The sequence below is a fragment of the Arthrobacter sp. NQ4 genome (assembly GCF_029077345.1).
In the GTDB taxonomy this organism is placed as follows: Bacteria; Actinomycetota; Actinomycetes; order Actinomycetales; family Micrococcaceae; genus Arthrobacter.
In genome coordinates this window covers 377,222-403,505 of sequence record NZ_JARETC010000001.1, presented here as the reverse complement: position 1 = coordinate 403,505, position 26,284 = coordinate 377,222, and the positions used below count along the sequence as shown (strand labels likewise).

Annotated in this window: 28 protein-coding genes and 2 tRNA genes; 17 read left to right on the top strand and 13 right to left on the bottom strand. The window is 67.2% G+C overall.

The window, feature by feature from the left end:
* Positions 1 to 35 precede the first annotated feature (35 nt).
* Positions 36 to 770 (bottom strand): potassium channel family protein, encoded by a 735-nt coding sequence (locus PUN51_RS01910; protein ID WP_159631248.1) that lies wholly within the window; start codon positions 768 to 770, stop codon positions 36 to 38.
* A gap of 71 nt (positions 771 to 841) precedes the next feature.
* Here PUN51_RS01910 and PUN51_RS01905 point away from each other — a divergent pair, with 71 nt between their 5' ends.
* Both PUN51_RS01905 and PUN51_RS01900 read left to right on the top strand, forming a co-directional pair.
* On the top strand, positions 842 to 1,396 hold the full coding sequence (locus PUN51_RS01905) for an acyl-CoA thioesterase (RefSeq protein WP_275179680.1): 555 nt from the start codon (positions 842 to 844) through the stop codon (positions 1,394 to 1,396).
* Positions 1,397 to 1,489: 93 nt separating this feature from the next.
* Positions 1,490 to 1,924, top strand: a complete 435-nt coding sequence (locus PUN51_RS01900) for a thioredoxin family protein (RefSeq protein WP_159631251.1) — start codon at positions 1,490 to 1,492, stop codon at positions 1,922 to 1,924.
* Positions 1,925 to 1,990: 66 nt separating this feature from the next.
* On the opposite strand, the gene PUN51_RS01895 is transcribed toward PUN51_RS01900, so the two are convergent.
* Complete coding sequence (locus PUN51_RS01895) at positions 1,991 to 2,269, bottom strand: putative quinol monooxygenase (protein ID WP_159631253.1); 279 nt, start codon at positions 2,267 to 2,269, stop codon at positions 1,991 to 1,993.
* Between the two features lie 93 nt (positions 2,270 to 2,362).
* On the opposite strand from PUN51_RS01895, the gene PUN51_RS01890 reads away from it, so the two are divergent.
* On the top strand, positions 2,363 to 4,039 hold the full coding sequence (locus tag PUN51_RS01890) for an AMP-binding protein (RefSeq protein ID WP_275179679.1): 1,677 nt from the start codon (positions 2,363 to 2,365) through the stop codon (positions 4,037 to 4,039).
* Here PUN51_RS01890 and PUN51_RS01885 read toward each other — a convergent pair whose 3' ends face one another.
* The 4 genes from PUN51_RS01885 to PUN51_RS01870 form a co-directional block, all read right to left on the bottom strand.
* Positions 4,040 to 4,489 carry a hypothetical protein gene (locus PUN51_RS01885; protein ID WP_275179678.1) on the bottom strand — a complete coding sequence of 150 codons (450 nt, stop codon included), beginning with the start codon at positions 4,487 to 4,489 and terminating at the stop codon, positions 4,040 to 4,042.
* 13 nt (positions 4,490 to 4,502) lie between these two features.
* Positions 4,503 to 4,658 (bottom strand): hypothetical protein, encoded by a 156-nt coding sequence (locus PUN51_RS01880; protein ID WP_275179677.1) that lies wholly within the window; start codon positions 4,656 to 4,658, stop codon positions 4,503 to 4,505.
* Positions 4,659 to 4,877: 219 nt separating this feature from the next.
* Positions 4,878 to 5,489 carry a hypothetical protein gene (locus PUN51_RS01875; protein ID WP_159631259.1) on the bottom strand — a complete coding sequence of 204 codons (612 nt, stop codon included), beginning with the start codon at positions 5,487 to 5,489 and terminating at the stop codon, positions 4,878 to 4,880.
* A 143-nt stretch (positions 5,490 to 5,632) separates the two neighbouring features.
* Positions 5,633 to 6,619 carry a DNA-3-methyladenine glycosylase family protein gene (locus PUN51_RS01870; protein ID WP_159631261.1) on the bottom strand — a complete coding sequence of 329 codons (987 nt, stop codon included), beginning with the start codon at positions 6,617 to 6,619 and terminating at the stop codon, positions 5,633 to 5,635.
* 154 nt (positions 6,620 to 6,773) lie between these two features.
* Here PUN51_RS01870 and PUN51_RS01865 point away from each other — a divergent pair, with 154 nt between their 5' ends.
* Together PUN51_RS01865 and PUN51_RS01860 are read left to right on the top strand one after the other, a co-directional pair.
* Complete coding sequence (locus PUN51_RS01865) at positions 6,774 to 7,169, top strand: VOC family protein (RefSeq protein ID WP_275179676.1); 396 nt, start codon at positions 6,774 to 6,776, stop codon at positions 7,167 to 7,169.
* Between the two features lie 33 nt (positions 7,170 to 7,202).
* Positions 7,203 to 7,580, top strand: coding sequence for a DUF1304 family protein (locus tag PUN51_RS01860; protein WP_275179675.1), 378 nt, complete (start codon positions 7,203 to 7,205; stop codon positions 7,578 to 7,580).
* A 13-nt stretch (positions 7,581 to 7,593) separates the two neighbouring features.
* Here PUN51_RS01860 and PUN51_RS01855 read toward each other — a convergent pair whose 3' ends face one another.
* Positions 7,594 to 8,781, bottom strand: coding sequence for an SLC13 family permease (locus tag PUN51_RS01855; protein ID WP_275179674.1), 1,188 nt, complete (start codon positions 8,779 to 8,781; stop codon positions 7,594 to 7,596).
* 59 nt (positions 8,782 to 8,840) lie between these two features.
* On the opposite strand from PUN51_RS01855, the gene PUN51_RS01850 reads away from it, so the two are divergent.
* Genes PUN51_RS01850 through PUN51_RS01830 form a run of 5 tightly spaced genes read left to right on the top strand, consistent with a single transcriptional unit; the run spans position 8,841 to position 14,107 of the window.
* A complete protein-coding gene (locus tag PUN51_RS01850) occupies positions 8,841 to 10,226 on the top strand; it encodes a cystathionine beta-synthase (protein ID WP_159631265.1) in 1,386 nt (461 codons plus the stop codon).
* Positions 10,227 to 10,250: 24 nt separating this feature from the next.
* Positions 10,251 to 11,414, top strand: a complete 1,164-nt coding sequence (locus PUN51_RS01845; RefSeq protein WP_275179673.1) for a cystathionine gamma-synthase — start codon at positions 10,251 to 10,253, stop codon at positions 11,412 to 11,414.
* 50 nt (positions 11,415 to 11,464) lie between these two features.
* Positions 11,465 to 11,971 carry a winged helix-turn-helix transcriptional regulator gene (locus PUN51_RS01840; protein WP_275179672.1) on the top strand — a complete coding sequence of 169 codons (507 nt, stop codon included), beginning with the start codon at positions 11,465 to 11,467 and terminating at the stop codon, positions 11,969 to 11,971.
* Positions 11,968 to 13,311: an MFS transporter gene (locus PUN51_RS01835; protein WP_374114907.1), complete on the top strand. Its 1,344-nt coding sequence runs from the start codon at positions 11,968 to 11,970 to the stop codon at positions 13,309 to 13,311. The genes PUN51_RS01840 and PUN51_RS01835 overlap by 4 nt, the downstream gene beginning before the upstream one ends.
* Positions 13,312 to 13,336: 25 nt before the next feature.
* On the top strand, positions 13,337 to 14,107 hold the full coding sequence (locus PUN51_RS01830; RefSeq protein ID WP_275179671.1) for an SDR family oxidoreductase: 771 nt from the start codon (positions 13,337 to 13,339) through the stop codon (positions 14,105 to 14,107).
* Positions 14,108 to 14,184: 77 nt separating this feature from the next.
* On the opposite strand, the gene PUN51_RS01825 is transcribed toward PUN51_RS01830, so the two are convergent.
* From PUN51_RS01825 to PUN51_RS01810, 4 genes are read right to left on the bottom strand one after another with little or no spacing between them, the layout of a single operon-like run.
* Positions 14,185 to 15,384, bottom strand: coding sequence for an acyl-CoA dehydrogenase family protein (locus PUN51_RS01825; protein WP_275179964.1), 1,200 nt, complete (start codon positions 15,382 to 15,384; stop codon positions 14,185 to 14,187).
* A 40-nt stretch (positions 15,385 to 15,424) separates the two neighbouring features.
* The gene (locus PUN51_RS01820) at positions 15,425 to 16,918 is read right to left on the bottom strand and encodes an APC family permease (protein WP_224026707.1); all 1,494 of its coding nucleotides are present in this window, start codon (positions 16,916 to 16,918) and stop codon (positions 15,425 to 15,427) included.
* Entirely contained in the window at positions 16,915 to 18,126 is a 1,212-nt protein-coding gene (locus PUN51_RS01815) for a glutathionylspermidine synthase family protein (protein WP_224026706.1), read from the bottom strand. The genes PUN51_RS01820 and PUN51_RS01815 overlap by 4 nt, the downstream gene beginning before the upstream one ends.
* Before the next feature lie 3 nt (positions 18,127 to 18,129).
* Positions 18,130 to 18,738 (bottom strand): Tat pathway signal protein, encoded by a 609-nt coding sequence (locus PUN51_RS01810; protein WP_224026705.1) that lies wholly within the window; start codon positions 18,736 to 18,738, stop codon positions 18,130 to 18,132.
* A gap of 180 nt (positions 18,739 to 18,918) precedes the next feature.
* On the opposite strand from PUN51_RS01810, the gene PUN51_RS01805 reads away from it, so the two are divergent.
* The 5 genes from PUN51_RS01805 to yidC all read left to right on the top strand — a co-directional run bounded on the left by PUN51_RS01805 (position 18,919) and on the right by yidC (position 23,411).
* Complete coding sequence (locus tag PUN51_RS01805; protein WP_224026704.1) at positions 18,919 to 19,572, top strand: MOSC domain-containing protein; 654 nt, start codon at positions 18,919 to 18,921, stop codon at positions 19,570 to 19,572.
* A gap of 407 nt (positions 19,573 to 19,979) precedes the next feature.
* Positions 19,980 to 22,025 (top strand): DEAD/DEAH box helicase, encoded by a 2,046-nt coding sequence (locus PUN51_RS01800; protein ID WP_224026703.1) that lies wholly within the window; start codon positions 19,980 to 19,982, stop codon positions 22,023 to 22,025.
* Positions 22,026 to 22,325: 300 nt separating this feature from the next.
* Positions 22,326 to 22,397 (top strand) — tRNA-Thr (locus tag PUN51_RS01795).
* 60 nt (positions 22,398 to 22,457) lie between these two features.
* A tRNA-Met gene (locus PUN51_RS01790) sits at positions 22,458 to 22,531 on the top strand.
* 91 nt (positions 22,532 to 22,622) lie between these two features.
* On the top strand, positions 22,623 to 23,411 hold the full coding sequence (gene yidC / locus PUN51_RS01785) for a membrane protein insertase YidC (RefSeq protein ID WP_224026702.1): 789 nt from the start codon (positions 22,623 to 22,625) through the stop codon (positions 23,409 to 23,411).
* 8 nt (positions 23,412 to 23,419) lie between these two features.
* On the opposite strand, the gene PUN51_RS01780 is transcribed toward yidC, so the two are convergent.
* Both PUN51_RS01780 and PUN51_RS01775 read right to left on the bottom strand, forming a co-directional pair.
* Positions 23,420 to 24,319: an SDR family oxidoreductase gene (locus PUN51_RS01780; protein WP_275179670.1), complete on the bottom strand. Its 900-nt coding sequence runs from the start codon at positions 24,317 to 24,319 to the stop codon at positions 23,420 to 23,422.
* A complete protein-coding gene (locus PUN51_RS01775; RefSeq protein ID WP_275179669.1) occupies positions 24,316 to 24,768 on the bottom strand; it encodes a nuclear transport factor 2 family protein in 453 nt (150 codons plus the stop codon). The genes PUN51_RS01780 and PUN51_RS01775 overlap by 4 nt, the downstream gene beginning before the upstream one ends.
* Positions 24,769 to 24,860: 92 nt before the next feature.
* On the opposite strand from PUN51_RS01775, the gene PUN51_RS01770 reads away from it, so the two are divergent.
* Together PUN51_RS01770 and PUN51_RS01765 are read left to right on the top strand one after the other, a co-directional pair.
* Entirely contained in the window at positions 24,861 to 25,520 is a 660-nt protein-coding gene (locus PUN51_RS01770) for a TetR/AcrR family transcriptional regulator (RefSeq protein WP_275179668.1), read from the top strand.
* Between the two features lie 76 nt (positions 25,521 to 25,596).
* The gene (locus tag PUN51_RS01765; RefSeq protein ID WP_275179667.1) at positions 25,597 to 26,151 is read left to right on the top strand and encodes a dihydrofolate reductase family protein; all 555 of its coding nucleotides are present in this window, start codon (positions 25,597 to 25,599) and stop codon (positions 26,149 to 26,151) included.
* The last annotated feature ends 133 nt before the right edge of the window (positions 26,152 to 26,284 follow it).

The window sequence follows — 26,284 nt, the reverse complement described above, 5'->3', positions numbered from 1 at the left end:
TCGCTACTCGACGCCGGAACGTTGGATACTTGCCGTTAAAGGGGCCGGCGTTCCCGCAGTTCCGCGATCTCCCGCCGCAGCAGGGCGATCTCGCTGACCAGCTCGGCCACCTCGGCCCGCACCGGCTCCTCCACGGCCTCGGCCACCGTTTCGGCTGTGTCTTCCACCCTTTGGACCAGCCAGGAGGCGATGGACGCCGTCACCACACCGAGGACCGCGATCCCGCTCATCATGAGAGCTGTGGCCACCAGGCGGCCGATGGGCGTCACGGGGTACATGTCCCCGTAGCCCACGGTGGTGATGGTGGCGGTGGCCCACCACAGGGCGTCACCGAATGTGGTGATCTTGGCGTCGGGTGCCCACTGTTCCACGTCCAGCACGGCCAGGGCCCCCACGAAAACCAGCAACGCCGCGGACGCCGCCACGTAGGTGACCACCCGGCCGCGCAGCGTTTCGCCCACGGTCCGGTGCAGCACGGACAACAGCGTCACCAGGCGCAGCAGCCGCAGGGGGCGGAAGAACGGCAGGGCCACGATCACCAGCTCGTGCAGGTTCCGGACGAACCACTGCCTGCGGTTTTCCGCCAGCCACAGGTTTGCCGCGTAGTCCAGGACAAAGACGCACCAGGTGACCCACATGGCGCCCTCGAGCCAGTCCGCTCCTGTGCCTTCGATCCGGCCGATCACCTGCCAGGCGTACGCGCCCAGGAACACCAGGGCGGTAGCCATCAAAGGCCACTCCGCCAGGGCCCGGTAGCGTTGCTGCGTCATGCAGGAAATCCTACGGGGCGGGGGTAAGGCCCGCCCTCCCACAAAATGTTACCGGCGGGTAACATTGAGGCATGCACCTGCTCCTGAGAACCCTCCTTATGCTCTTCCGCTCCGGCCGCCGTCCGCCGTTGGCGGTGTGGGACCCGTCGTCCCTGCCCCTGCGCGTCCTGCCCACGGACATCGACATCGCCATGCACGTCAACAACGGCATGTACCTGTCCCTGATGGACCTGGGCCGGTTCGACCTGATGGTGCGCAGCGGCGTCTGGAAGCGGATGCGCCGCCGCGGCTGGAGCCCGGTGGTGTCCGCGGAGACCATTTCCTTCCGCAAATCGCTGCAGCTGTGGCAGGAGTACGCCATCGAGACCCGCATCATCGGGCTGGACACCAAGGCGATTTTCTTCGAGCAGCGCATGGTGTCCGACGGCGAAATCTACGCGCGTGCCTATATCGCCACCCGGCTGGTCACCAGGACGGGCCCGGTCAGCCAGGAAGACATCCTTGAGGAGTTCGGCGCCCCGCCGGCGGACCTGGTCCTTCCCGAATGGATCCACGAATGGCGGGCCTCAAGTGCCCTGCCCGGCAGCCGCACCCCGGCCCCGCATCTCTGGGATGCCACCGCCTGAACCCGGCGGCCGCCGTCGTCCTTCCCGGTATTCCCAATGACGCGGGGAGCGAACAACCGCGACAGTCCCCGGCCGGACGCGTACCGTGGACACATGGCTACCCTTGACATCACAGGTGAACAGTTCGCATCGACGATTGAAGGAAACGACATTGTCCTGGTCGATTTCTGGGCAGAATGGTGCGGCCCCTGCAAGCAGTTCGGCCCCACTTACTCGTCAGTCTCCGAGAAGCACCCGGACGTCCTCTTCACCAAGGTGGACACCGAAGCGGAGCAGCAGCTCGCCGCGGAGGCAGGCATAACCTCCATTCCCACGCTGATGGCCTTCCGTGAAAAGGTGTTGGTGTTCTCCCAGCCCGGCGCCCTCAATGCCCAGCAGCTGGAACAGGTGGTGGACGCCGTGAAGGCGCTGGACATGGACGAGGTCCACGCCCATGTGGCCAAGCAGCGCGAGGAAGCAGCAGCCGCCGCCGGCAAGCCTGCCGGCCAGAACGGTCCCCAGGACGGCACGCAGATCCCCGACTTCTGAAAGCCAATAAACGCAGAATGCGGGACCTCCCACCGGAGGTCCCGCATTCTGCGTTTAACGGCTGCGCTAGACGCGTTCCACCTTGACCGGTTCGGCCAGCAGCGCGCTCAGCGATTCGTTCAGGTCCTGCACGGCGATGCCCTTGGAGTGCCTGTCCAGGTCCTCTTCGGAGGCCCACTGCTCGGTCAGGACCAGCTTCTCTTCAGTGGCTTCGGTCAGTTCGTACTGGATGCAGCCTGGCTCCTTCACCACCTCGTCGATGGCGATTTCCAGGGCCAGCTTGACGCGGTGGAACTCGCCGTCGTTGGGGATGAACGTTGCTATCAGGTCAATGGGTGCACTCATGGATTTCACAATACCGGGCGTCCGGGAACGAACCGGCAGTGTTGCGGTGCCGGCATGCTTCTCCTGCCGGGATCCTGTTGGTAGCGTGCCATCATGCGTGCTTACACAGCCGGGGACACTGACGTCCCGCTCCTGGAGGAAACCATCGGCGCGAACTTCGAGCGCGTCGCCGCGCAGTTTCCCCTCCACGACGCCCTCATCGAGGCCGCACCTGTGCCGGGCGCTGACGCCCGCCGCTGGAGCTACACCAAGATGAACGACGACGTCGACCGGCTGGCCCGCGCGCTCCTCGCCCTGGGCGTCGCCAAGGGGGAGAGGGTGGGCATCTGGAGCCCCAACTGCGCCGAGTGGACGCTGCTGCAGTACGCCACCGCCAAGATGGGTGCCATCCTGGTCAACGTCAACCCCGCGTACCGCAGCCACGAACTGGAGTTCGTGGTCAAGCAGAACGGCATGCGCATGCTGGTCACGGCGCCGTCGGACGCCAACAGCGACTACGTGGCCATGGGCCGCCAGGCCCTCCTTACCTGCCCGGACCTGCGCGAACTCGTCTTCCTGCCGGACCATGGCCTGGACGCGCTGAAAGCCGGCAGCCCCCAAAGCGACGCCGAACTCACGTACGCCGAGCTGCTGAAGCGCGCTGACGCCGTCGCGCATTCGCACCTTGTGGCCCGCATGGCCGAACTCAGCCCGCACGATCCCATCAACCTGCAGTACACCTCCGGCACCACCGGCTTCCCCAAGGGCGCCACGCTGACGCACCACAACATCCTGAACAACGGTTTTGCGATCGGCGAGCTGCTGGGCTACACCGAGCATGACCGCGTGGTGATCCCCGTGCCGTTCTACCACTGCTTCGGCATGGTGATCGGCAACCTCAACGCCCTCAGCCACGGCGCCGCCACCATCATCCCGGGCCGGGGCTTCTCACCCGCCGCCGCGCTCGAGGCCGTCCAGGACTTCCACGGCACCTCCCTGTACGGCGTGCCCACCATGTTCATCGCCGAGCTCGCACTGCCCGACTTCGGTTCCTACGATCTGTCCACGCTCCGCACAGGGGTCATGGCGGGTTCACTGTGTCCCATCGAGGTGATGAACCGGGTCATTTCGGAAATGAACATGGTGGACGTGGCCATCTGCTACGGCATGACCGAGACCTCGCCGGTGTCCACCATGACCCGCCAGGGCGACACCTTGCAGCAGCGCACCGAGACCGTGGGCCGCACCATGCCGCAGCTGGAAAGCAAGATCGTGGACCCGGCCACCGGGGAGGACCTGGAACGCGGGCAGATCGGCGAACTCTGCACCCGCGGCTACGCCGTGATGGCCGGGTACTGGAACCAGCCGGACAAGACCGCCGAGGCCATCGACGCAGAGGGCTGGATGCACACCGGGGACCTGGCCCGCATGGACGCTGACGGCTATGTGGTGGTGGAGGGCCGCATCAAGGACATGGTGATCCGCGGCGGCGAAAACATCTACCCCCGCGAAATCGAGGAATTCCTCTACACCCACCCGGACATCCAGGACGTCCAGGTCATCGGGGTCCCGGATCAGCGGTATGGCGAGGAACTCATGGCCTGCATTATCCTCAAGCCGGGGGCCGGGCCCCTCGACGCCGGGGCCCTCGCAGAGTTCTGCCGCGGGCGGCTGGCCCACTACAAGATTCCCCGCTATGTGGAAGTTCGGGAGAGCTTTCCCATGACGGTTTCGGGGAAGATCCGCAAAGTCCAGATGCGCGAGGAGGCCGTGGCCCGGCTGGGCCTCTGACTACCCGGGCTGCTGCACCAGGTCGAAGCGGACTTCGCCCTCGCAGATGGAGGTGACCCGGACCGTGTAGCCGTCGAAGGATGCCTGCTGGCCGATAGCGAGCCCGCGGAACTCTTTTGACGCGGGGCTGCCACCGGAAAGGAGGGCAACCGACAAGTCCGCGGTCACCGGGTCATTCTTCAGGTGCGTACTGGAAAGCCGGACCAGGGGTGGCTCCGCTGTGGAGGTTGCTGGAAGCAGCGGGAAGGAGCCGTTGGCTGATGGGAACACCTTGTAGTTTCCAGTGCTGGTGCAGCTTGGACTGGAATCGCTCCCTTGGCCTTTCGTGGCTACTGCCTGCGGCTTCGAATCAACCGTTGTTTCGGTCTGGGCACAGCCAGCGAGGGGCAGGGCCGAGGACAGGGCTGCCAGGACAAGGAGCCAGCCCCACGCCTCCGAAGTTCGCGCCATGAGCCAGCCGGCCTCAGGATTTTCCATCGGGCTGCTGCACCAGATCGAAGCGGACTTCGCCGTCGCAGATCGAGGTGATCTTGATGGTGTAGCCGTTATGGGAAGCTTCGGAGCCGGGCTGCAGGCCATTGAAGTAGGCCGGAGTGGGATCAGGAGCATCGGCCGCCATGGACAAGTCGGCAGTTGCAGGGGAGGCAGCGGCCTTCGTGCCAGCCAGCCCCACAGTCGGCGTGAACTTGTCGCGATGGCAGGAGCGGCCATCACCGCACCACCGCAGTGCAGGCCTCGCGGGCCCTATGAATTACTGCCACGTCTTTCCCCCAAATCAGTCCCAGCCTCCAACACAGCCTATGGGACGGCGGACAAAGGCGGGATGGGGAGAACTGCCCTAGCCCTCCAGGGAGCCCCTGGAGGTGCGGCGTGATACCTGGATAACCGCAAGGGCAGCCAGCACGACTCCTGCCAGCCCTACCGCTGCCAAGAGTTGCCGGGAGGGGCCTTCAGGTGCCGTCAGGGCTCGGAGGGCACCTCGCCCGCCGCGTCCCCGGTCCGCGCTGGTGACTTCGTTGGCCGGGATATTCCACTCCTCCTGGGAGGGGAAGATTCCGGGTGGGAGCTGCACCTCGCGCAGTTCCCGCCGGGCGGCGAGCCGCTCGCGGACCTCCGGGTTCGGGGCCGGTTCCAGGTTGTCCGCGGCGATGGCCGTGGGGTAGTCGATGATGTAGGGCTCACCGTAAAACGCGGACGACGCCACGGACTCCACCCAGGTGCCGGGAGGCGGGGCGACGCCGCGCGCGGCAAAGGCTGTATGCAGCATGTCCCGGATTTCCTCGAGGCTCCTGCCTCCGGCGTCGCGCGACACGTCGAAGATGGCCAGCTGCAGCTTGAGCTTCTGCTCCGCGTCCGGGTCTTGGGCGTCCGGATCCAGGACCGCGGGATCCTGGGACGTCCCGGGCACAGCCTCGGCGTTTGGGTTGGTGCTGCCTGTTTCGGAGCTCATGGGATCCTTTCGGTCGAGGTTGCCTGCCAGCCTGGTGCCGTCCAGCCGGACGGGTGTGGCACCCCGCGGGGCACCCCATACCGGCTCCGTACCCTCTGGCACGGAGATCAAGCGTTTCCAGGCGGCCGGAAGTGCCGTGCAGGTCAGTGCCCCCGGTGGTCCTGGATGGTCATCCGCGGGCCAAAGGTGGGTTTGCGGAAGCCGGTGGCCTGGATCATCCTGACCACGCGCTGGCGGTGCCCCCGCCAGGGCTCCAGCAGGCGGAGCATCCCGGCGTCGTCGGTCCGGCGTCCGGTCAGTGCGGCCCCCACGTAGGCCGCGAGGTGGTAGTCGCCCACCGAGATCGAGTCCGGGCAGCCGTGGGTGCGCTGCACCACCTCGGCCGCGGTCCACACCCCAATCCCCGGGATGGCCTGCATCTTCTCCGCTGCCTCCAGCGCGGGGAGCGCCGCGAGGCGTTCAAGCGCGGCGGCGGAGCGCAGGGCGCGCATGACGGTGGCGGAGCGCTGGGGTCCCACTCCGGCCTTGTGCCACTCCCAGCTGGGAACCTGCAGCCACTGGGAGGCCGTCGGTGCCACGAGCAAACCGCCCGGCGTGGACGTCCCTGCCAGGGGCGCCGGAGTTCCGTAGCGGTGCACCAGGTAGCGGTAGGCACGCCGCGCCTCGATCACCGTCACCTTCTGCTCCAGGATGATCGGCACCAGCTGGTCCACCATGCGGCCGCTTGAAGGCAGCCGGACCGCCAGGCTGCGGCGCCGGGCCTCCCGCACCATGCGCGGCAGCGTGGCATGGAAGGCCGGTTCATCGAAACCCTGCCAGTCGTCGTCGGCTCCCAACAGGCGGGGCGCCGACTGCACGGCAGCTGCGGCGCCGGGGCCCCACGCCTGGATATCCACCAACGGCGCGCCCACATCGCCGCCACCCGAGGGGGCGAGCCGCATGGTGGCCGCACCGTCCGGCGTCGTAAAGGCATTCCAGACGACGTCCCCCTGCACGCAGAAGGAGGGATCGCTGTTGCCGCGCAGGAGCGGGCCAATGGTCCGGGAAAGACTGTAGGGGGCCTCCGGATACCACCGCAGGGACACGTCCGCCGCGGCTGCCAGCCGGGGAGGTGCCTCTGCGATCGTCATGCCTTCAATCGTCCCACGGACCACTGACAGCGGCGGGACCATCGGCCCTTACGCGCACTGCGGCCCCGGATTAGGATCGCCGCGTGTGGCACCCGGGCGCCTGCGCGGCAAGGCACCCAACCAGCAGACAAGCACAGGAACACGGAGGGCAACCATGGGCGGCGTAGTGCATTTCGAGATCCCGGCGGACGACCAGGAACGGGCCAGGAAATTCTACCGGGACGCCCTGGGCTGGCGGATCGAACCGGTGCCCGGCATGGACTACAACATGGTCATCACCACGGACATGGACGACGCCGGGCAATCAACAACTCCAGGGGCCATCAACGGCGGGATGATGGCCCGCGAAGGACAGATAACCAGCCCGGTCATCACCATCGATGTGCCGGATATCAACTCAACCCTGAAGTCCGTAGAGGAATCCGGCGGTTCCGTGCTCATACCCAAAAACGAAGTTCCCGGCATGGGGTACACGGCCTACTTCAAGGACTCCGAAGGCAACGTCATGGGCCTCTGGGAGAACCTCCCCGCCGGGACCGCCGGCGCATAGCATGCGCCTGCACCGGGGCAGCAGGACGCGCCCATGAGTACGGTCATCCAGGTGCTTGCAGTCATCACCGGGATAACCCTTATCACTGTGGGCCTGCTGGAAGCTTTCCGGTACACGGACCAGCGCCTCCATCCCATCTTCCTGATCAGGCCGGAAGATACTTCCGCGGTGCGCCTTTGGACCATCAACGTGGGGTTCTACAACATCGTCTGGGGTTTGTTCGGGATATCCGGGGTGGTCCTCGCCAATGCCGGCCAGGGCACGGTGGGCCGGACCATAGTGGCCATGATGTCCATTGCCCACGCCATCCTCGGCGTCGTGCTGATCATCAGTGAACCCCGGCTGTGGATCAGCGGCATTGGCCAGGCGTTCCTCCCTGCCGTAATCCTTTGGCTGATGTTCGTGGGGTAAGGCGTGCCGTTGCTCAGGGCATTCCGGACACGGCCCACAGAGCCAGGACGGCCAGCGGCACGGTCAGGGCCGCCGCCACCAGCCCCGCCGCTGCGAACCCGCCCCACCTGATGGGCACGTTCAGCACCCGGAGCCGTTCGTGCCACAGCAGCGTGGCCAGCGAGGCCCACGGGGTCACCAGCGGGCCGAGGTTCACCCCGATGAGGAGTGCTGCGAGCCGTGCCGGGGAACCGGCCACCGGCTCCAGCGCCAGGTAGGCGGGGAGGTTGTTGGCAGCATTGGCCGCGCCGGCGCCGAGGCCGGCCAGCTGCAGGAGGGCAGGCAGGCTGTCCCCGGTCCCGGCCACACCCGCCAGCAGGGTGGTGAGGCCGTGCGCGTGCAGGGCCTCCATCAGCATGAACAGCCCCACCGTCAGCATCAGCGGCCGCCAGGGCACCATGGACCACCGCAGAGCAGAGGGCCGGCGCCGGAGGAAGACCGCCACCAGGACGGCGGCGGCGGCCAGTGCCGGGTACTGGACCGGCAGTCCGGATACCAGCGCGGGCAGCAGGACCACCAGCGTGATCCCCGCGGCTTTCAGCAGGGTCCGGTCGCGGACAGGATGCGCAGGTTGCGGTCTGTACGTTCCGCGCAGGTCCCGCCGGAACGCCAGCCACAGCAGGGCAAGGGGGACCAGCAGGCCAACCAGGGCCGGGGCCCACACCAGCCCGGCGAAGCGCCAAGGGCTCAGGCCCAGCCGGTCCTGCGCCAGGAGGTTGGTCAGGTTGGACACCGGCAGCAGCAGGGACGCGGTATTGGCCAGCCAGATGCTGGTCAACGCGAACGGCAGCGGCGGAATCCGGGCGTGGACGGCAAGCAGGACCACCACGGGTGTGACCAGCACCGCCGTCGTGTCCAGGGACAGGAACACAGTGGACACCGTAGCCACTGCCACCACCAGGAGCCACAGCAGGAAGACGCGGCCCCGGCCCAGGGCGGCCAGGCGGTCCGTCACTACCCGGAACAGCCCTGCCTCGTCCACCAGTTCGGTGACCAGGGACATGGCCAGCACGAAGGCCAGGATGGGAATGGTGCGGGAGGCCAGTTCCGCGAACGCAGGAAGGGGAAGGGCACCCAATGCCAGGGTGGCCATGCCTGCTGCCAGGGTCGCACCGGGCAGCAGGTAACTTCGGGCGGCTCTCAGCCATGCGAACTGCTTCACCGGGCTATCCTCGCACCCCGGGCGGGGGAGGCAGCGCAGGAAGCGGTAGCTTTGTACCTATGAAGTACGCCCAGTCCATCCTGGACCTCATCGGCAACACCCCGCTCATCAAACTCAACCACGTGACTGAGGGCATCAAGGCCACCGTCCTGGTCAAACTGGAGTACCTGAACCCCGGCGGGTCCATCAAGGACCGCATCGCGGCGCAGATGATCGAGGACGCCGAACGCGAGGGCAAACTGAAGCCCGGCGGCACTATCGTGGAGCCGACCTCAGGCAACACCGGGGTGGGCCTTGCCCTGGTGGCGCAGCAGAAGGGCTACAAGTGCGTCTTCGTGGTCCCGGACAAGGTGGGCGAGGACAAGCGTGCCGTGCTCCAGGCCTACGGCGCGGAAGTGGTGGTCACGCCCACCTCCGTGCCGCCGGACAGCCCGCAGAGCTACTACGGCGTCTCGGACCGGATTACCCGCGAGACCCCGGGCGCCTTCAAGCCGGACCAGTTCTCCAACCCTGCCGCGCCCGGCAGCCACTACAAGACCACCGGTCCGGAGATCTGGCGGGACACCGACGGCAAGGTCACCCACTGCGTCATCGGCGCCGGCACGGGCGGCACCATCACCGGCACAGGCCGGTACCTCAAGGAGGTTTCGGCTGACAGGCCCGAGTCCGACGGCGGCGTGGTCCGGATCATCGGCGCGGACCCCGAAGGCTCGGTCTACTCAGGCGGCACCGGGCGCCCGTACTTCGTGGAGGGCGTCGGGGAGGACATGTGGCCGGCGAACTACGACAAGACCATCCCGGACGACGTCATCGCCGTCTCCGATGCTGACTCGTTTGCCATGACCCGGCGCCTGGCGCGGGAGGAGGGCCTGCTGGTGGGCGGTTCCTCCGGCATGGCCGTAGTAGCCGCGCTCCAGGCGGCCAAGGACCTGCCGGAGAGCGCCGTCGTCGTGGTCATCCTGCCCGACTCCGGCCGCGGCTACCTGGCCAAAATCTTCAACGACCAGTGGATGCGCTCCTATGGGTTCCTCTCCGGCGGCGAGGAAACCTCCGTGGGGGAAGTCATCAAATCCAAGAACGGCGAGCTGCCGGACCTGGTGCACATCCACCCCAACGAGTCGGTCCGCGACGTCATCAACATCATGAACGAGTTCGGCGTCAGCCACATCCCGGTCCTCTCGCAGGAACCGCCGGTGGTCATGGGCGAGGTCCTCGGCGCCGTGGACGAACGCACCCTGACCGCCAAACTGTTCCGCGGCGAAGCGAAGCTGACGGACAAGATCTCCGAACACATGGGCCCCAAGCTGCCCGTGATCGGCTCACTGGAAACCATCTCCGCTGCCAGGGAACTGCTCTCTGACACGGACACCCTGATGGTCACGTTCGTAGGCGCGCCGGTGGGCATCCTCACCCGGCACGACCTGCTGGCCTACCTCAGCAACTGATCTGCGTCACCCAAAAGGAGCATCATGACTGCCTCTGAAAACCAGGGTTTCAACACCCGCGCCGTCCACGCCGGCCAGGCCTTCGAGCCCCGCACGGGCGCCGTGGTCCCGCCGCTGCACTTCAGCTCCACCTACGCGCAGGACGGCATCGGCGGCCTGCGCAGCGGCTATGAGTACGGGCGCGGCGGCAACCCGACCCGGGACGCGCTCCAGGAACAGCTCGCGGCGCTGGAACTTGGCACGCACGCCTACAGCTTCAGCTCCGGGCTCGCCGCGGAGGACGCCCTGATCCGCGCACTGACCCGCCCCGGGGACCACATCGTGCTGGGCAACGACGCCTACGGCGGCACCTACCGGCTCATCAGCCGTGTCCTGGGTGACTGGGGGATCGGCAACACCCCGGTGGACATGGCCAACCTGGACAGGGTCCGCCGCGCAGTGGCTGCGCACAAGACCCGGTTCGTGTGGGTGGAGACGCCGTCCAACCCGCTGATGAAGATCACCGATATCGTGGCGCTCGCCGACATAGCGCACGAGGCCGGTGCCCTCCTGGTGGTGGACAACACCTTCGCATCCCCCTACCTGCAGAACCCGCTCGCCCTGGGTGCCGACGTGGTCGTCCATTCCACCACCAAGTACATTGGCGGCCACTCCGACGTGGTGGGTGGCGCCGTCGTGGTCAAGGACGAGGAACTGGCGGAGAAGATCGGCTTCGTCCAGTTCGCGGTGGGGGCCGTGTCGGGCCCCATGGACGCCTTCCTGACGACCCGCGGCCTGAAGACGCTCGGCGTCCGGATGGACCGGCATAGCGAGAACGGCCAGGCCGTGGCCGAGTGGCTGCTGGAGCGCCCCGAGGTTGAGGCCGTCCTGTACCCGGGCCTGCCGGAGCACCCGGGCCACGAGCTCGCCAAAAAGCAGATGCGCAAGTTCGGCGGCATGGTCTCCGTGCAGTTCAAGGGCGGTGAGGCCGCTGCCCGCAAGGTGGCCGAGTCAACGTCCGTGTTCACGCTGGCGGAGTCCCTGGGCGGGATCGAGTCACTGATGAACTACCCGTCCGAGATGACCCACGCGTCCGTCAAGGGCACCGAGCTGGCCGTCCCGGTGAACCTGCTGCGCCTGTCCTGCGGCATCGAGGACAAGGAAGACCTGATCGCAGACCTCGACCAGGCGTTCTCCCACATCCCGTAACGGCAGCCGAATCTCTGGCTTTCTTGAAGAAAGTCAACTAGTGTTCCGGTATGCCTCTTCGATCCGACTGGTCCCAACGCACCTGCAGCATGGTCCGCGGCCTGGACATCCTGGGTGACCCCTGGTCCATCCTGGTCCTGCGCGAGGTCTTCTTCGGCAACGGGCGCTTCGACGCCATGAGGAGCCGGCTGGAAGTGGCGGACTCGGTCCTCACCAAGCGGCTGGCAGGCCTGGTTGAGTCCGGGCTGCTGGAGAAAAGGGCGTACGACGACGGCGGCCGCACCCGCCAGGAGTACGTCCTCACGCCCAAAGGTGAAGACGCCCTCCCGGTCCTGAACGCGGTGACCATCTGGGCCGAGAAGCACTTGCCGGCGCCCTCGGACCAGGCGCATCTCTACGTCATCCATTCCGGCTGCGGAAAAGCCACCAGTTCGGCGGACACCTGCACCGAATGCGGGGAACGGCTCACCGCGGCGAACACCAGCTGGCACAGCCGCGCCCGGTCCGAACAGCCCATCCGGCTGTCCACCGCCTCCGGGAAAGGAACGGCCGCGTGAGCGCCCTGCCCGGGGAAACGGCGGACACGTCAACGCTGCAGACCCCGCGCGGACCGCGCCGCCGCTTCCACCCCGCCTGGATTGTCGCCGCCGTCGCCTTCCTTGCCCTGGTGGGGGCCGCCGGTTTCCGGGCTGCCCCCGGCGTCCTGATGGTCCCGCTCCAGCAGGAGTTCGGCTGGTCCACCACGGTCCTGTCGGCGGCAGTCAGCATCAACCTCGTCCTCTTCGGCCTGACCGCCCCGTTCGCCGCAGCCCTGATGGAACGGTTCGGCATCCGGGCCGTGACGGCAACGGCCCTGGTCCTGATCGGCATGGGCAGCGCGCTGACGGTGCTGGTGAACCAGTCCTGGCAGATCCTGCTGACATGGGGCCTGCTCATCGGCCTTGGCACCGGCTCCATGGCCCTCGTCTTCGCCGCCACTATCGCCAACACGTGGTTCACCAAGAGCCGCGGACTGGTGATTGGCATCCTCACTGCCGGCAGCGCGGCCGGCCAGCTGGTCTTCCTGCCCTTCATCGCCATGCTCGCGCAGGACCCCGGCTGGCGGCAGGCCTCGCTGCTCATCGCTGCCGGCGCCTTGGCCGTGGTCCCGCTGGTGCTGAAGTTCCTCAAGAACTCGCCTGCCGACGTCGGGGTGCTGCCATATGGTGCTGTGCCGGTCGACGAGGCTCAAGAGGCTGCACCGGTCCAGGACAGCGGACCCCGCACCAACGCTGCCGTCCGCGCCCTCCAGGTGCTGCGGCGCGCCAGCAAGGTCAGGACCTTCTGGGCCCTCGCGGCGGGGTTCGCCATCTGCGGCGCCACCACCAACGGCCTGATCGGCACCCACTTCATCCCCTCCGCGCACGACCACGGAATGCCTGAAACCACTGCCGCGGGCCTGCTGGCCGTCGTCGGGATCTTTGACATCATCGGGACCATCGCCTCGGGCTGGCTGACGGACCGGTTCAACCCCCGCGTCCTGCTGGCCGTCTACTACCAGTTCCGCGGGATCGGCCTGCTGGTGCTTCCGCTGCTGCTGAACGCCGAGGTCCAGCCGAGCATGATCGTGTTCGTAGTGATCTACGGCCTGGACTGGGTGGCCACCGTTCCACCCACGGCAGCCATCTGCCGCGAAACGTTCGGAGCTGACGGCAGCGTGGTCTTCGGATGGGTCTTTGCAGCGCACCAGTTGGGCGCCGCAGCAGCCGCCATCGCCGCCGGGGCCCTCCGGGACGCGACCGGCCACTACACCTACGCCTGGTTCGGCGCGGCCGCGATGTGCACCATCGCCGCCGTCATCAGCGCCACCATCCGCCGGCACCACACCGCGCGGGAAGCGGAGCCCGCAGCGGCCTGAAACGCGGCGCCGCTAGGCTGGTCGGATGGAACCCCTCGCAGCCGCCCCAGCCCGCCCTGTTGCCCTGGTCACCGGTGTGGGCCGGCTGGCCGGCATCGGCGCGGGAATTGCCCGCCAGCTCGCGGCGGACGGCTGGGACCTGGTCCTGTCCTACTGGGCCGACTACGACGCCCGCATGCCGTGGGGGAGCGAACCCGAAGACGTGGTCCGCCTGACCGCGGAGCTGGAAGCCATCGGCGCCCAGGTCCACGTCCTGTCGGCCGACCTGCAGGATCCCGGGGTCCCGGACCGGCTCGTGGCGGAGGCCGCCCGGCTGGCCGGTCCGCTGCAGGGCCTGGTGCTCAGCCATGCGGAATCCGTTGACTCCGGAGTGTTGGACACCACCATTGAATCCTTCGACCGGCACTTTGCCGTCAACACCCGCGCCAGCTGGCAGCTGATAGCCGCCTTCGCGCGGCAGGCAACGGACGACGGCGGCGCGATCGTTGCGCTGACCAGCGACCACACAGCGTTCAACCTTCCCTACGGCGCCTCCAAGGGCGCCCTGGACAGGATCGTGATTGCCGCAGCCCGCGAGCTGGGACCACAGGGCATCTCCGCGAACGTCCTGAACCCCGGTCCCGTGGACACCGGCTGGATGACCCCGGAGGTGCGTGAAGAGCTCACGGCGCAGCAGCCGGGCGGCCGCCTGGGCACCCCGGCGGACGTTGCCGGGACCGTGGCCTTCCTTCTCTCACCAGCCGGACGCTGGGTCTCCGGGCAGCTGATCAAGTCCGACGGAGGCTTCTCCGCGTGACCACCACAGCTGGGTAGCGCGAAGTGCCGTTTTGAGGAGTCAAAACGGCACTTCGCGCTACCCAGTTGGGGGAGGGGTCAGTGGAAGGCGTCGAGGCCCGTGACGTGCCGGCCCAGGACCAGGGTGTGCACCTCGTCGGTACCCTCGTAGGTCCGCACTGATTCCAGGTTCGCGGCGTGCCGCAGCGGAGAGTAGTCGGTGGTGATGCCGTTGCCGCCCAGGATGGAGCGGGCCTCGCGGGCGATCCTGATGGCCTCGCGGACGTTGTTCAGCTTGCCCAGCGAGATCTGCTCGGGCCGGATAGTCCCCGCGTCCTTGAGCCGGCCCAGGTGCAGCGCCAGCAGGGTGCCCTTCTGGATCTCCACCAGCATGTCCACCAGCTTCTGCTGCGTGAGCTGGTAGCCCGCCAGCGGCTTGCCGAACTGCAGCCGTCCCAGCGAGTATTCCAGCGCTGCCTCATAAGAATCACGGGCGGCGCCCATGGCACCCCACGCGATCCCGTACCGGGCCTCGTTAAGGCAGGTGAACGGGCCGCGGAGCCCGCGCGCAGCCGGGAGCAGGGCCTCGGGACCCAACCGGACGTCGTCGAACACCACGTCGCACTGGATGGAGGCGCGCATGGACAGCTTCTGCCGGATGGGCGTGGCCGTCACGCCGGGGGTTCCGGCCGGCACCAGGAAGCCGTGCACGCCGTCGTCCGTCATGGCCCACACCACCATGACGCCGGCCACGGAGGCCAGCCCGATCCAGCGCTTGGTGCCGTTGAGCACCCAGCCGGCGTCTTCCCCGCTGCCGTCCCGGACCGCGGAGGTGGCCATGGAGGCGGGGTCCGAGCCTGCCGTGGGTTCGGTCAGGGCGAAGCATCCGATGACCTCGCCGGCGGCCATCCGGGGCAGCCACTCCTGCTTCTGCTCCTCGGAGCCCCAGGTGTGGATGGCGGTCATGGCCAGCGAACCCTGGACGGACACGAACGTGCGGATGCCGGAGTCCCCGGCTTCCAGTTCCATGGATGCCAGTCCGTACTCGACGGCGGACCGGCCCGGGCAGCCGTAGCCCTCCAGGTGCATCCCCAGGACGCCCAGCTCACCCAGTTCCGTCGCCAGTTCCAGGGGGAAGACGGCGTCCTCGTACCAGCGGGCGATCTCCGGCTTGATCCGCTGGTGGGTGAAGTCGCGGACTTTCTGCCGGAGCTCCAGTTCCTCCGCGGACAGCAGGGAGTCGAGGTCCAGGATGTCGGACGGGCCCGCGGTCACGGCTTCACGTTCTTCACCGCGCATCTCTTCACGGGGCATCTCTTCAGCAGTCATTTTTTACCCGTCATTTCTTTACCAGGAAGTAGCCGCGGGTGGCGGGCAGGAACCGGCAGACGGCGGCGAGCACCACACCGAGGGCCAGGAGCACCACACCGCTCACGAAGGCACCGCCGACGCCGAAGATCCGGGTATCGCCGTACGCCGCGTCCCACATCTGGACGGCCGAGATGAAGAACGCGGCGGTCAGCAGCAGCGCGCCCGCGAGCGGGAGGATGCCGCGGAACCAGAGGTTGCGGGCCGAGTCCCTGAGCGTTCCGCGAAAGTACCAGAAGCAGGCGAAGCCGGTCAGGGCGTAGTAGAACGCGATAAAAAGGCTGATGGCGCTGATGGAGTCCGCCAGCAGATTTTCACTGAGGAAGCTCATGGCCACGTAGTAGGCGGCCGCGGCGGCACCCATCACCTTGGTGGAAAAACCAGGGGTCTGGTTGCGCGGGTGCACCTCGCCGAACTTCGCCGGCAGGGCGCCGTGCACGCCCATGGACAGGGTGCCGCGGGCGGTCGGCAGGATGGTGGTCTGCGTGGAGGACAGGACGGAGGCGAGGACCGCGACGACGATCAGCCAGCCCCACGGCCCCAGGACCACATCCTTCATGGCCAGGAACACGTCGTCCTGGTTGGCCTCATTGCCCAGGCCGATGCCCTCGGACCCCACGGTGGCGTACATCATCACCAGCAGCGCCACCGAAACGTAGATGGCCACCAGCACGAAAGCGGAGATGACCGCGCCCCGGCCCGGCGTCTTGGACGGGTCCTCGGTTTCCTCATTGACCGCCAGGCAGGTGTCCCAGCCCCAGTAGATGAACAGGGCAAGGAGGGCGCCGTGCACCACGGCGCCGGGGTCGGCAAAAGCGCCCACCGGATTGAACCATTCGAAGTCGAAGGCCTGGCCCTCGGGCGCCCCGCCGACGATCCGCATGACGATGGCCAGCGCAAAGATGCCCAGCGCAATGTACTGGACATACGTGAGGACGCGCTGGACGTGCTCGCCCAGCCTGATCCCGCGGTAGTTCACCAGGGTCATCAGCACGATGAACAGCAGGCCGGTTCCGGTGACCAGCAGCTTGTTCTGTGCCAGTGACCCGTCGCCCATCAGCAGCCACAGGTACTGGCCCGCCACCTGCGCCAGGTTGGCCAGGACCACGATCCCGGCCAGCGCCACCCCCCAGCCGCCCAGCCAGCCGGCCCAGGGGCCGAAGGCCTGCCGGGACCAGGTGAACGTGGTGCCGCAGTCAGGAATGGCGCTGTTGAGCTCGCGGAAGGCGTAGGCGATGAAGAGGACGGGGATGAAGCCCAGCAGCAGGATCAGGGGAGTGTAGTTGCCGTTGACGGCAACAATCAGGCCCAGGGTGGCAGCGAGCGAGTACACCGGGGCGGTAGAGGCCAGCCCCAGCATCACGGAGTCGCCCAGGTCCAGGATCCCGGCCCGCAGACCCTTGGCCGGCACCGGGGTGCCGGCCCCGCCGCCCTGGCTTCCCGCCGTCGAAATGTCCGTGCTCATAAGGTGATTCCTGCCTTGGTGGAGTCGGCCACCGCCGAAAGCGGCGCCGGCGCGTCAATGGTGTTGGGCACAAAGCGGCAGAAGTAGTCCGTGACCGGCCCGTCCGATTCGCGGATGCCGCAGCCCACGGACTCGCCGTCCACCACCCACAGGCCCAGGACCGGACGGTTGCCGTCGAAGTCCGGGAGCGGGTGGTACTGCTGGTAGCACCAGCCCTCCCGGCCGTACCCGCCGGGCTGCTCCAGCTTGAGGCCGTCCGCGTGGATGCGGATGTTGTCGCCCTCACGGCCATGCAGGGGCTTGGCCACCCATTCCTTCAACGGCCCCGGGTCCGTGAGGTACGCCGGCAGCAGGTTGGGATGGTTGGGGTAGAGGTGCCACAGTGCGGCGAGCAGGGCCTTGTTGGAGAGCAGCATTTTCCAGGCCGGTTCAACCCAGCGGGGGTTGTGGGACCGTTCCAGGAGGCGGGGGCCGAACTCCTCCTTCATCATCAGCTCCCAGGGGTAGAGCTTGAAGATGGTGCTGATCATGAAGTTGTCCAGGTCCACGAAGCGGTTCAGGTTGGGGTCCCACCCGATATCGGACATGTTGATGCCGATGGTGGTCCATCCGGCCTGGCTGGCGACGTCGCGCATGTAGGCGGCGGTCATCCAGTCCTCCCCGGATTCCTCAACCTCCGAATGGGCCACGTGCAGCGTGCTCATTCCCGTGCGGTACTGGAACTTCCTCCACTGCCGGATCAGGGCCTCGTGGATGCCGTTCCACTGGTCCTTTTCCGGGTGGACGTCCTGCAGCCAGAACCATTGGGCCACAGCGGCCTCGATGAGCCCGGTGGGGGTGTCCGCGTTGTATTCGAGCATCTTGGCGGGACCGCCCTGGCCGTCGTAGATGAAGTCGAACCGGCCGTACACGTCCACGTCGCCGGCCTGCAGGGATTCCGCTGCCAGCTCCAGGGCCTGGGGTCCGATGCCGATGCTGCCCATGGCGCCGGTGGCCAGGAACTTCGCCGCCTCCAGGCACATCCGGTGCATGTCCTCGGCGGCGAGCTCGAGGGTTTCCACCTCGTCCATGGTGAACTCGTAGTACGCCGATTCGTTCCAGTACTCGATCCTGCGCCCGTCATCCATGGTGGTGGTGGAAAAGACCAGGCCCTGCTCTTCGATCTTCTGCTTCCAGCCCGGCCGGGGCTCAGACAACAACCGTTTCATCCCTCAGCCTCCCGAGACCTTGCCGCCGCCGCCGCTTGAACCGCTCTTGGCGCTTGAACCGAACCCGCCACGGCTGACCGTGCCGCCCTTGCTGCTGTAACCCGTGGATGCCTTGGCGCCAGTGGGGATGCTGCGGGTGAAGTTGGGTGCGGTGGACCTGTTCTGGCCGATGGGCGGAACGCTCGCCCCGCGGGAGTAGAAGTACCAGGCGTAGATGCCGCCACCGCGGCCGGCGGAACTGTCGCAGTTGGTGTCCGCCACGCGCTCGCCGGTTTCGTCGTTGAAACAGACCTGTGCGTACTCGGGGTCGTCCTCATTGCTGGCCACCACCGCCGTGATGGTGCCGGCCAGGAGCGCGGTCACGCCGAGGCCCACCACCACGGTGCGCCGCTGTGAGCGCTTCTTGCGGGCAGCGGCCTGGTTGAGCTGCTTCTCCCGCTCGCGTGCAAACGGATCCACGGGGGTGACGGGTTCGTTGAGCAGTTCGGGACGCAGGTCCGGCTTGGGGACCTGCCAGGGCGGTGGCTTGGCGGTGCTGCCGGCGCCAGTGCTGCCGTCAGGTGCAGGCCCGGTCTCCGGCTCCTCTTTTGGGTCTTTCTGGTTCGAGTCCACGGCGTCCCCCTCAAATTCGTCACGCGATGTGGGCACAGCGCTGCACCCCCAATGCAAGTCTCGAATCAGCGTAGTCCCTGCCGGTGCCGCCTGCGAGCAGGAACGCACTGCGGCAACGGGGGAGAAGTGCCCATGGTTCGGACCTGCAGGCGCGTCCCGCGGAAACCCTAGACTGATGCCATGGAATCAGGTTCTGTCCTTGCCGTCTGCCGCGTCCACCAGCTCCTGGGGGATGCGGGCAGCGTGGGCGTCACGGCCATCGACAAGCGCCCGGCGAATGGTCCGGTCAAGGTGCACAAGCTGGGCCTGCGCGGGGATATCCAGGCCAACAGGGCCCACCACGGCGGGGAGGACCAGGCCGTCTACGCCTATTCCCAGGCCGACGCCGACTACTGGGCCGAGGCCCTGGGGCGGGAGGTACCCCCGGGCTTCTTCGGCGAGAATTTGCGGGTGTCCGGCATCGAGGCCACCCACGCGGTCATCGGGGAGCGCTGGATGGTGGGCTCCGGCGTCGAACTGGAAGTCACCTCCCCGCGCACGCCCTGCGCCACGTTCCAGCGGCGCATGAAGGAACCACAGTGGGTGAAGCGCTTCACCGACGAAGGACGGGTGGGTACCTACCTGCGCGTCCTCCGCACCGGCAGCATCCAGGCTGGCGACACCATCGAGCGCACGTTCGTCCCGCGCCACGGCGTCACCATTGGCCAGTGGTTCAGTGAGCCGGACGCGGACATCATTGCAGCCCTCCGCGGAGCAGAGGCCGACGGCGAGATCCGGCTCCAGGACGAGTACCACACCAAGTTCGAGGTACTCCTGCGGCGGCTGGGACGGTAGCGCCGCCCGGCCCCACGGCGATGCGGCGGGCTGTGTGCGCAAGCTCACCCGCCGTCGTCGGCCGTTCGATTTCCGGTCCGCGGCGTCCGTGCCCTACACTTGAAACATCCCCCACTCCGGAAATCCCTTTTTCCTGCCCAATTCTTGAGGCAGGACTGGCAAGTGTTGGGGCCCGCGCAAGCGATGCGGGCATTTTCATAGGGAGAGCCGGCTAAAGAAAACGCTGTACAGACTGCTGGGATAGCAGCCAAGAGATGCAGCGCGAAGTCCTGCCACGGGATTGCGAAAGCGCCGGACTTCTGTGACCGGCCGGTCAACGTTTGCCCGGCATCATCGGCACGTGTACTGCGGCTCCGCTCACCTCGGGTAGTGCCGCCTGGCCCCCTATGGATGAGGAATATCTCTCTATGCCCGAAAATCAGAACGAAACCACCGCTGTTGTCGAGGACGCCCCCGTGGCTGCCGCTGAGGCTCCCGTAACCGCTCCCGCCGCCGAGGCTCCCGCAACGGACGCCCCCGTCCCCGCCGCCGACGCTGACGAAAACACCGTCAAGTTCGCCGACCTCGGCATCGATGGCCGCGTCCTGGCCGCCCTGCAGGATGTCGGGTACGAAAAGCCGTCCCCCATCCAGGCAGCCACCATCCCGCTGCTGCTTGAAGGCCGCGACGTGGTGGGCCTGGCGCAGACCGGTACCGGCAAGACTGCAGCATTCGCAGTGCCGGCACTGTCCCGCCTGGCAGAGCTCCACGACCTCAACGGCCCTTCCCGCAAGACCCAGGCCCTGGTCCTGGCCCCCACCCGCGAGCTGGCCCTCCAGGTTGCCGAGGCCTTCACCTCCTACGCCAAGCACATCGATGACTTCACCGTGCTGCCCGTCTACGGCGGCTCCGCCTACGGTCCCCAGCTGGCCGGCCTGCGCCGCGGCGCCCAGGTGGTCGTGGGTACCCCCGGCCGCGTGATCGACCACATCTCCAAGGGTTCCCTGGACCTGTCCGAACTGCAGTACCTGGTGCTGGACGAGGCCGACGAGATGCTGCGCATGGGCTTCGCCGAAGACGTGGAGCAGATCTTCCAGCAGACCCCCGAGGACCGCCAGGTTGCCCTGTTCTCGGCCACCATGCCCAGCCAGATCCGCCGGATGTCCAAGCAGTACCTGAACGACCCCGCCGAGATCTCGGTCAAGACCAAGACTTCCACGGGCACCAACATCCGCCAGCGCTACCTGCAGGTCATGGGCCCGCACAAGCTGGACGCGCTGACCCGCATCCTTGAGGTGGAGGAGTTCGACGGCGTCATCGCCTTCGTGCGCACCAAGATGGCCACCGAGGACCTGGCTGACAAGCTGAAGTCCCGCGGCTTCCAGGCTGCCGCCATCAACGGCGACATCCCGCAGCAGCAGCGTGAACGCACTGTTGACGCGCTGAAGGAAGGCCGCATCGACATCCTGGTGGCCACCGACGTTGCTGCCCGCGGCCTGGACGTGGAGCGCATCAGCCACGTGGTCAACTACGACATCCCGCACGACACCGAGTCCTACGTGCACCGGATCGGCCGTACCGGCCGCGCGGGCCGCAACGGTGACGCGATCCTGTTCATGACGCCGCGGGAGAAGTACCTGCTGCGCGCCATCGAAAAGGCCACCCGCCAGCCGGTGGAGCAGATGCACCTGCCGACCGCCGAGACCGTGAACACGCTGCGCCTTGGCAAGTTCGCCGAGCGCATCACCGAGACCCTCGAATCCGAGGACGTCTCGATGTTCCGCGACCTGATCGCCTCCTACGAGGAGGAGCACAAGGTGCCGGCAGCAGAAATCGCTGCGGCACTGGCCGTCATGGCCCAGGGCGGGCAGCCGCTGCTGGTCAAGGAACTGCCCGCCGCACCCGAGTTCCAGAAGCGCGAACGCTCCAAGGACGGGTTCGGTTCGCGCGGGCCGACCCGTGCACTGACCGAGGGCAACGCCACCTACCGCATCGCGGTGGGCCGCCGCCAGCGGGTCATGCCCGGCTCGATTGTGGGCGCCATCGCCAACGAGGGCGGCATCTCCTCCGCGCAGATCGGCGGCATCGACATCCGTTCGGACCACTCCCTTGTGGAGCTGCCCGCGGACTTGAGCCCCGAGCAGCTGCGCGCCCTGTCCCGCACCCGGATCGGCGGCGAGCTGATCCACCTCGAACTGGACAACGGCCGCAAGCCCTCCGGCGACCGTGGCGCCTACCAGGGCAACCGCGGCGGCAACTTCAAGGGCAACGGCGGGTTCAAGAAGGAATTCCGCAAGAACGACGGCGAGCGGACCTCCGCTGACCGCGGCGGCCGTTCGTACAGCGAGCGTTCAGAGCGGTCCTTCAGCGACCGCGGTGATTCCCGCTTCGCCGGCCACGGCGACGGCTCCCGCAAGCCCCGCAGCGGCGGCGACAGCGGCCACCGCGAGTTCAACCGCAAGGGCAAATGGTAAACACTTCCGCGCGTTGAGGGATTGACGATGGCGATGGGCCGGCTTTCGAGCCGGCCCATCGGCATTTAAGTCGAAGCCGAATGTGGGGCTGGACACATTCCCGCCGCGGAATGTACTCAACGGGCCTCTGGAAGGCCCTTCCCGGCGTCGGCCGCTCCGCTGTCCATGCCCCTTTAGCCCCGGAATTCCGCGGAATATGCGGGGTGCGCGGTGCCGGCAACAGGTGCAATCCCCCGTCCAGGGAGGGGCCGGACGCCGATTTGTTGGTGCGTAAATCTTCCGGTAGAGTATTTACTCGTTGCCCCCCTAGCTCAGTGGTAGAGCGCGTTCTTGGTAAGAACGAGGTCACCGGATCGATTCCGGTGGGGGGCTCTGAATGAGGGCCTGCGTCAAGGCGGTTTGACCGGCTTGACGCAGGTTTTTCTCATTCGTGGCGGTGTAGCTCAGTTGGTTAGAGCGCACGACTCATAATCGTGAGGTCGGGAGATCGAGCCTCCCCACCGCTACAGGCTAAGCCCCCTGGATCGAATGATCCCGGGGGCTTTCCTGTACCCGGGATCCGCAGTAGCTTGGCAGCAACTGCGGACGGGGGAATCGGTGGACTTTCTGGCGGCGGTGATGGAGCCGTTCCGGTGGCTGGTGTCCGTCATCATGGTGGCTTTCCACGACGGCCTCGGCGCGGCGGGAATGCCGCCGGGGGACGGGTGGACCTGGACGCTGTCCATCGTCGGGCTGGTGCTGGTGATCCGCGCCGCGCTGGTTCCGGTATTCCTGGCCCAGGTCCGGGCCCAGCGCCGGATGCGGCTCCTGCAACCGGACCTGAAGGAGCTCCAGGACAAGTACAAGGGCCGGACGGACCAGGCCTCGCGGCAGGCCCTGGCCCAGGAACAGATGGCCCTGTACAGGAAGCATGGCACCAACCCGTTCTCGGCATGCCTGCCGCTGCTGATCCAGGCGCCATTCTTCCTGGCCCTCTTCCAGGTGCTGTCCGGGATCACCAGTGCCGCGCGGCAGGACCAGGGCATTGGCGCGCTGGGCAGGGACCAGGTGGTCCAGTTCGATTCCTCCAGCATTCTTGGAGCTCCGCTGTCCGCCTCGCTGCTGCACGGCGGCGGTGACCCCACCGCCGTTGCGGTGCTCGCCGTCGCCATGATCCTGGTGATGATTGCCTGCCAGTTCCTCACCCAGAAGCTGGTGGCGGCACGGACCATGGCCGGGCAGGACCTTGACAGCCCGCTGATGCGCCAGCAGCGGATCCTCCTGTATGTCCTGCCCTTGATCTTCGGCGTGGGCGGGATCTTTTTCCCCATCGGCGTCCTGGTCTACTGGACGGTCTCCAATCTGTGGACCCTGGGCCAGCAATCCCTGGTGTCGCGCGGGCCCTGAGCGCGCCGTCAGCGGCCGGACAACGCCTGCGCCTGCTCCTTGAGGAAGTCGCTGACGGACTTCGGGTCGATCCCGCGCCGGCGGAGGGGCGTGTCATCCCAGGTGGCCACGTTTAGGTCGGAGGTCAGGCCCGCTCCCAGCGCGGAGGCCAGGCCATCCCTGCGGCGCGAGAGCGCCTTCACCGCGAGTCGGGCGACGGGGCGCGGCATATGCTGCACTTTCATCTTGTGGTGCATCAGTTTCCCGGCAAGGGCAGCGGCCTCGTTCTTCGACACAGGTTCCGGGCCGCCAAACTCGACCAACCGGGGCGGATCCGGCTCCACCGCCAGAGCGCAGAGGAGCGCCGCCACGTCATCGGTCGCGACCCACCGCGCCTTGGTGTTGCCGTGCCCTATAACCGACACTCTGCCGGCCGCCATGTCGAAGCGGCTGATGGGGGAGAAGTGGATTTCCTGGAAGGCGTCGGACCGCACGATGACCGTTTGCATGGCAGAAGCCGCCAGGCGCCTTTCCATTGCGCGCTTGGCGTGCCGCAGTGGTGTCTCGACAGCGGTTTCGATGCCCGTGAAGGACAGGTAGACAAAGCGCTGCACGCCGGCGGCCTCCGCAGCGTCGATGAGGTGGCCCATGCCCACCTCGTCGACGTCCCGAATGGTGGCGGAACTGGTCCCCGCGAGCCGGCGGCTTATCGCCGTCGCCGTCGCAACCAGCGTTTGGACGCCCTCGCACGCGGGCGGCAGCGTGGCAGGCTCGGTGAGGTCTCCGCGCGCAACTTCCGCGCCGATCGCCCGGAGTGGCGAATCGTCGGTGGTGCGCCGGACCAGGCAGCGGACATCCTGCCCTGATTCACGCAGCAGCCGTGCCACCCGGCCGCCCAGGTCACCCGTGGCTCCGACCAGGAGGATCATGGCCTTGCTCCTTCCGTTCCTGCTCCGGTGACGGCCTGGACGGCGGCATTCACGTCCGCCGTGTCCCTTTCGACAGGCTCCAGGTAGAACCTCACGGCCGCTATCCGGTCGTTGCGGAGGCTGAAGATGGCGACGCCGGCCTGCTCGACGGCGGTGCCGTCCAGGCGGCTGCCATGCGACCCCCATTCGACCCATACGTTTCCGCCGGTACCGGTTGCCGAGTCCAGCACTGTGACGGTCATGTCCGGTATCCCCGCGAACAGTGCGGACCAGTTCTTCCGCACCTGTGAGCTTCCGGTGAAGCTGCGGGCGGGGTGGTTGGGGGTGATGTTGACGTAGTCGTCGGCGAACTCGGCCACCATGGCATCGAGGTCGCGCCGCTGTGTCGCGGAAAACATTCGGCGAACAGGGCCGTCGGGGAGGCGGTCCACGCCGTTTGGCGTGTCCATGGAAATGCTCCTTGGTGCCTCGCGGGGCGAGGCTGTGACCTGTTAGATTAATTTCAATACAGTGAACTGTATTGATTGGAGTTTAAGACCGCATGCAGAGCCCAGTCAATGCCTCCGGCAAACGCCCCGCCAAGCGGAGTTATGACGCCCGGCGGCGCCGGCAGCTGGCCGCGGAGTCGCTGCACAGCGTCCGTGCGCACGCCCGGGAACTGTTCCTTGCGCAAGGATTTGGTGCGACCACCATTGCGGAGATTGCGCGCGCTGCCGGCGTATCCGCCGAGTCGGTCTACAAGAACTTCGGCAGCAAGGCGGGGCTGGTCCGCGCCATCTACGAGGAGAGCCTCCTCGGTGCGGGCGGTCCGCCGGCGGAGCAGAGGTCTGATCTGGCCCAGGCGACGGAAACGGATCCGGCACGGCTGATGGAGCGGTTCGGCCGGTTCACCACGGAGATCAGTCCCATCGGCGCCCCGGTCTACCTCCTCATCAGGGACGCGGCGGCCAGCGGGGACGCTTCCATGGCCGCACTGCTGCGGGATGTGGACGAGGCCCGTTACCGCCGGATGCTGCACAATGCGCGGCAGCTGGTGGGCAGGGGGCTCCTCAAGCCCGGACTTACCACGGCCGAAGCTGCCGACGTCATGTTCACCTCCACCGCTGCCGAACTCTACGAGACCCTGGTGATCAAGCGGGGATGGTCCGCCGAACGCTACGGCACGTTCATCGCCAGGACGCTGGCAGCGAACCTGCTCTGACCGGGCCCGGGCGCCTACCGGCCGCAAACCCCCGGCGGGCCTGTTCCGCGCAGGATTCGACCGGCAGAATGGGCCCATGGCCAAGCTGATCTACTCCGCAATCATGTCCATTGACGGCTACACGGCAGACAGGGACGGCAACTTCAACTGGTCCGCGCCGGATGAGGAAATCCATGCCTTCATCAATGACATGGAACGGGACGTCGGCACGTACCTCCTGGGGCGCCGGATGTATGAGGTGATGTCGGTCTGGGAAACCATGGACACCCGGGATGAGCCGCCGGTCATCCAGGACTACGCCCGCATCTGGCAGGGGGCGGACAAGGTGGTCTACTCGACCACGCTGGACACGCCCAGTACCTCGAAAACCCGCCTCGAGCGGCAGTTCCTCCCGGAAACCGTGCGGGACCTCAAAAAGGACAGCGGCCGGGACATCAGCATCGGCGGCCCCACCCTCGCGGCACCCGCCCTCAAAGCCGGGCTGGTGGACGAATGCCGGCTGTTTATTAATCCGGTGGCCGTCGGCGGCGGCCTGCGCTTCCTGCCGGACGGGCTGCAGGCACGGCTGGAGTTACTGGAGGACCACCGGTTCGGCAACGGGGTGGTGTACCTGCGTTACCGTGCCCGCTGAACCGCTGCCGTCCCGGCCCGTGGCTGCACCGCGAAGAGGGTGAACACATCAACCAGAACGAACGCTTCAGCTATCCAGACAGCGCACTTGCCTGGGGAAGTAGTCGAAACAGGAAAAGGCGGAAATTCCCAAC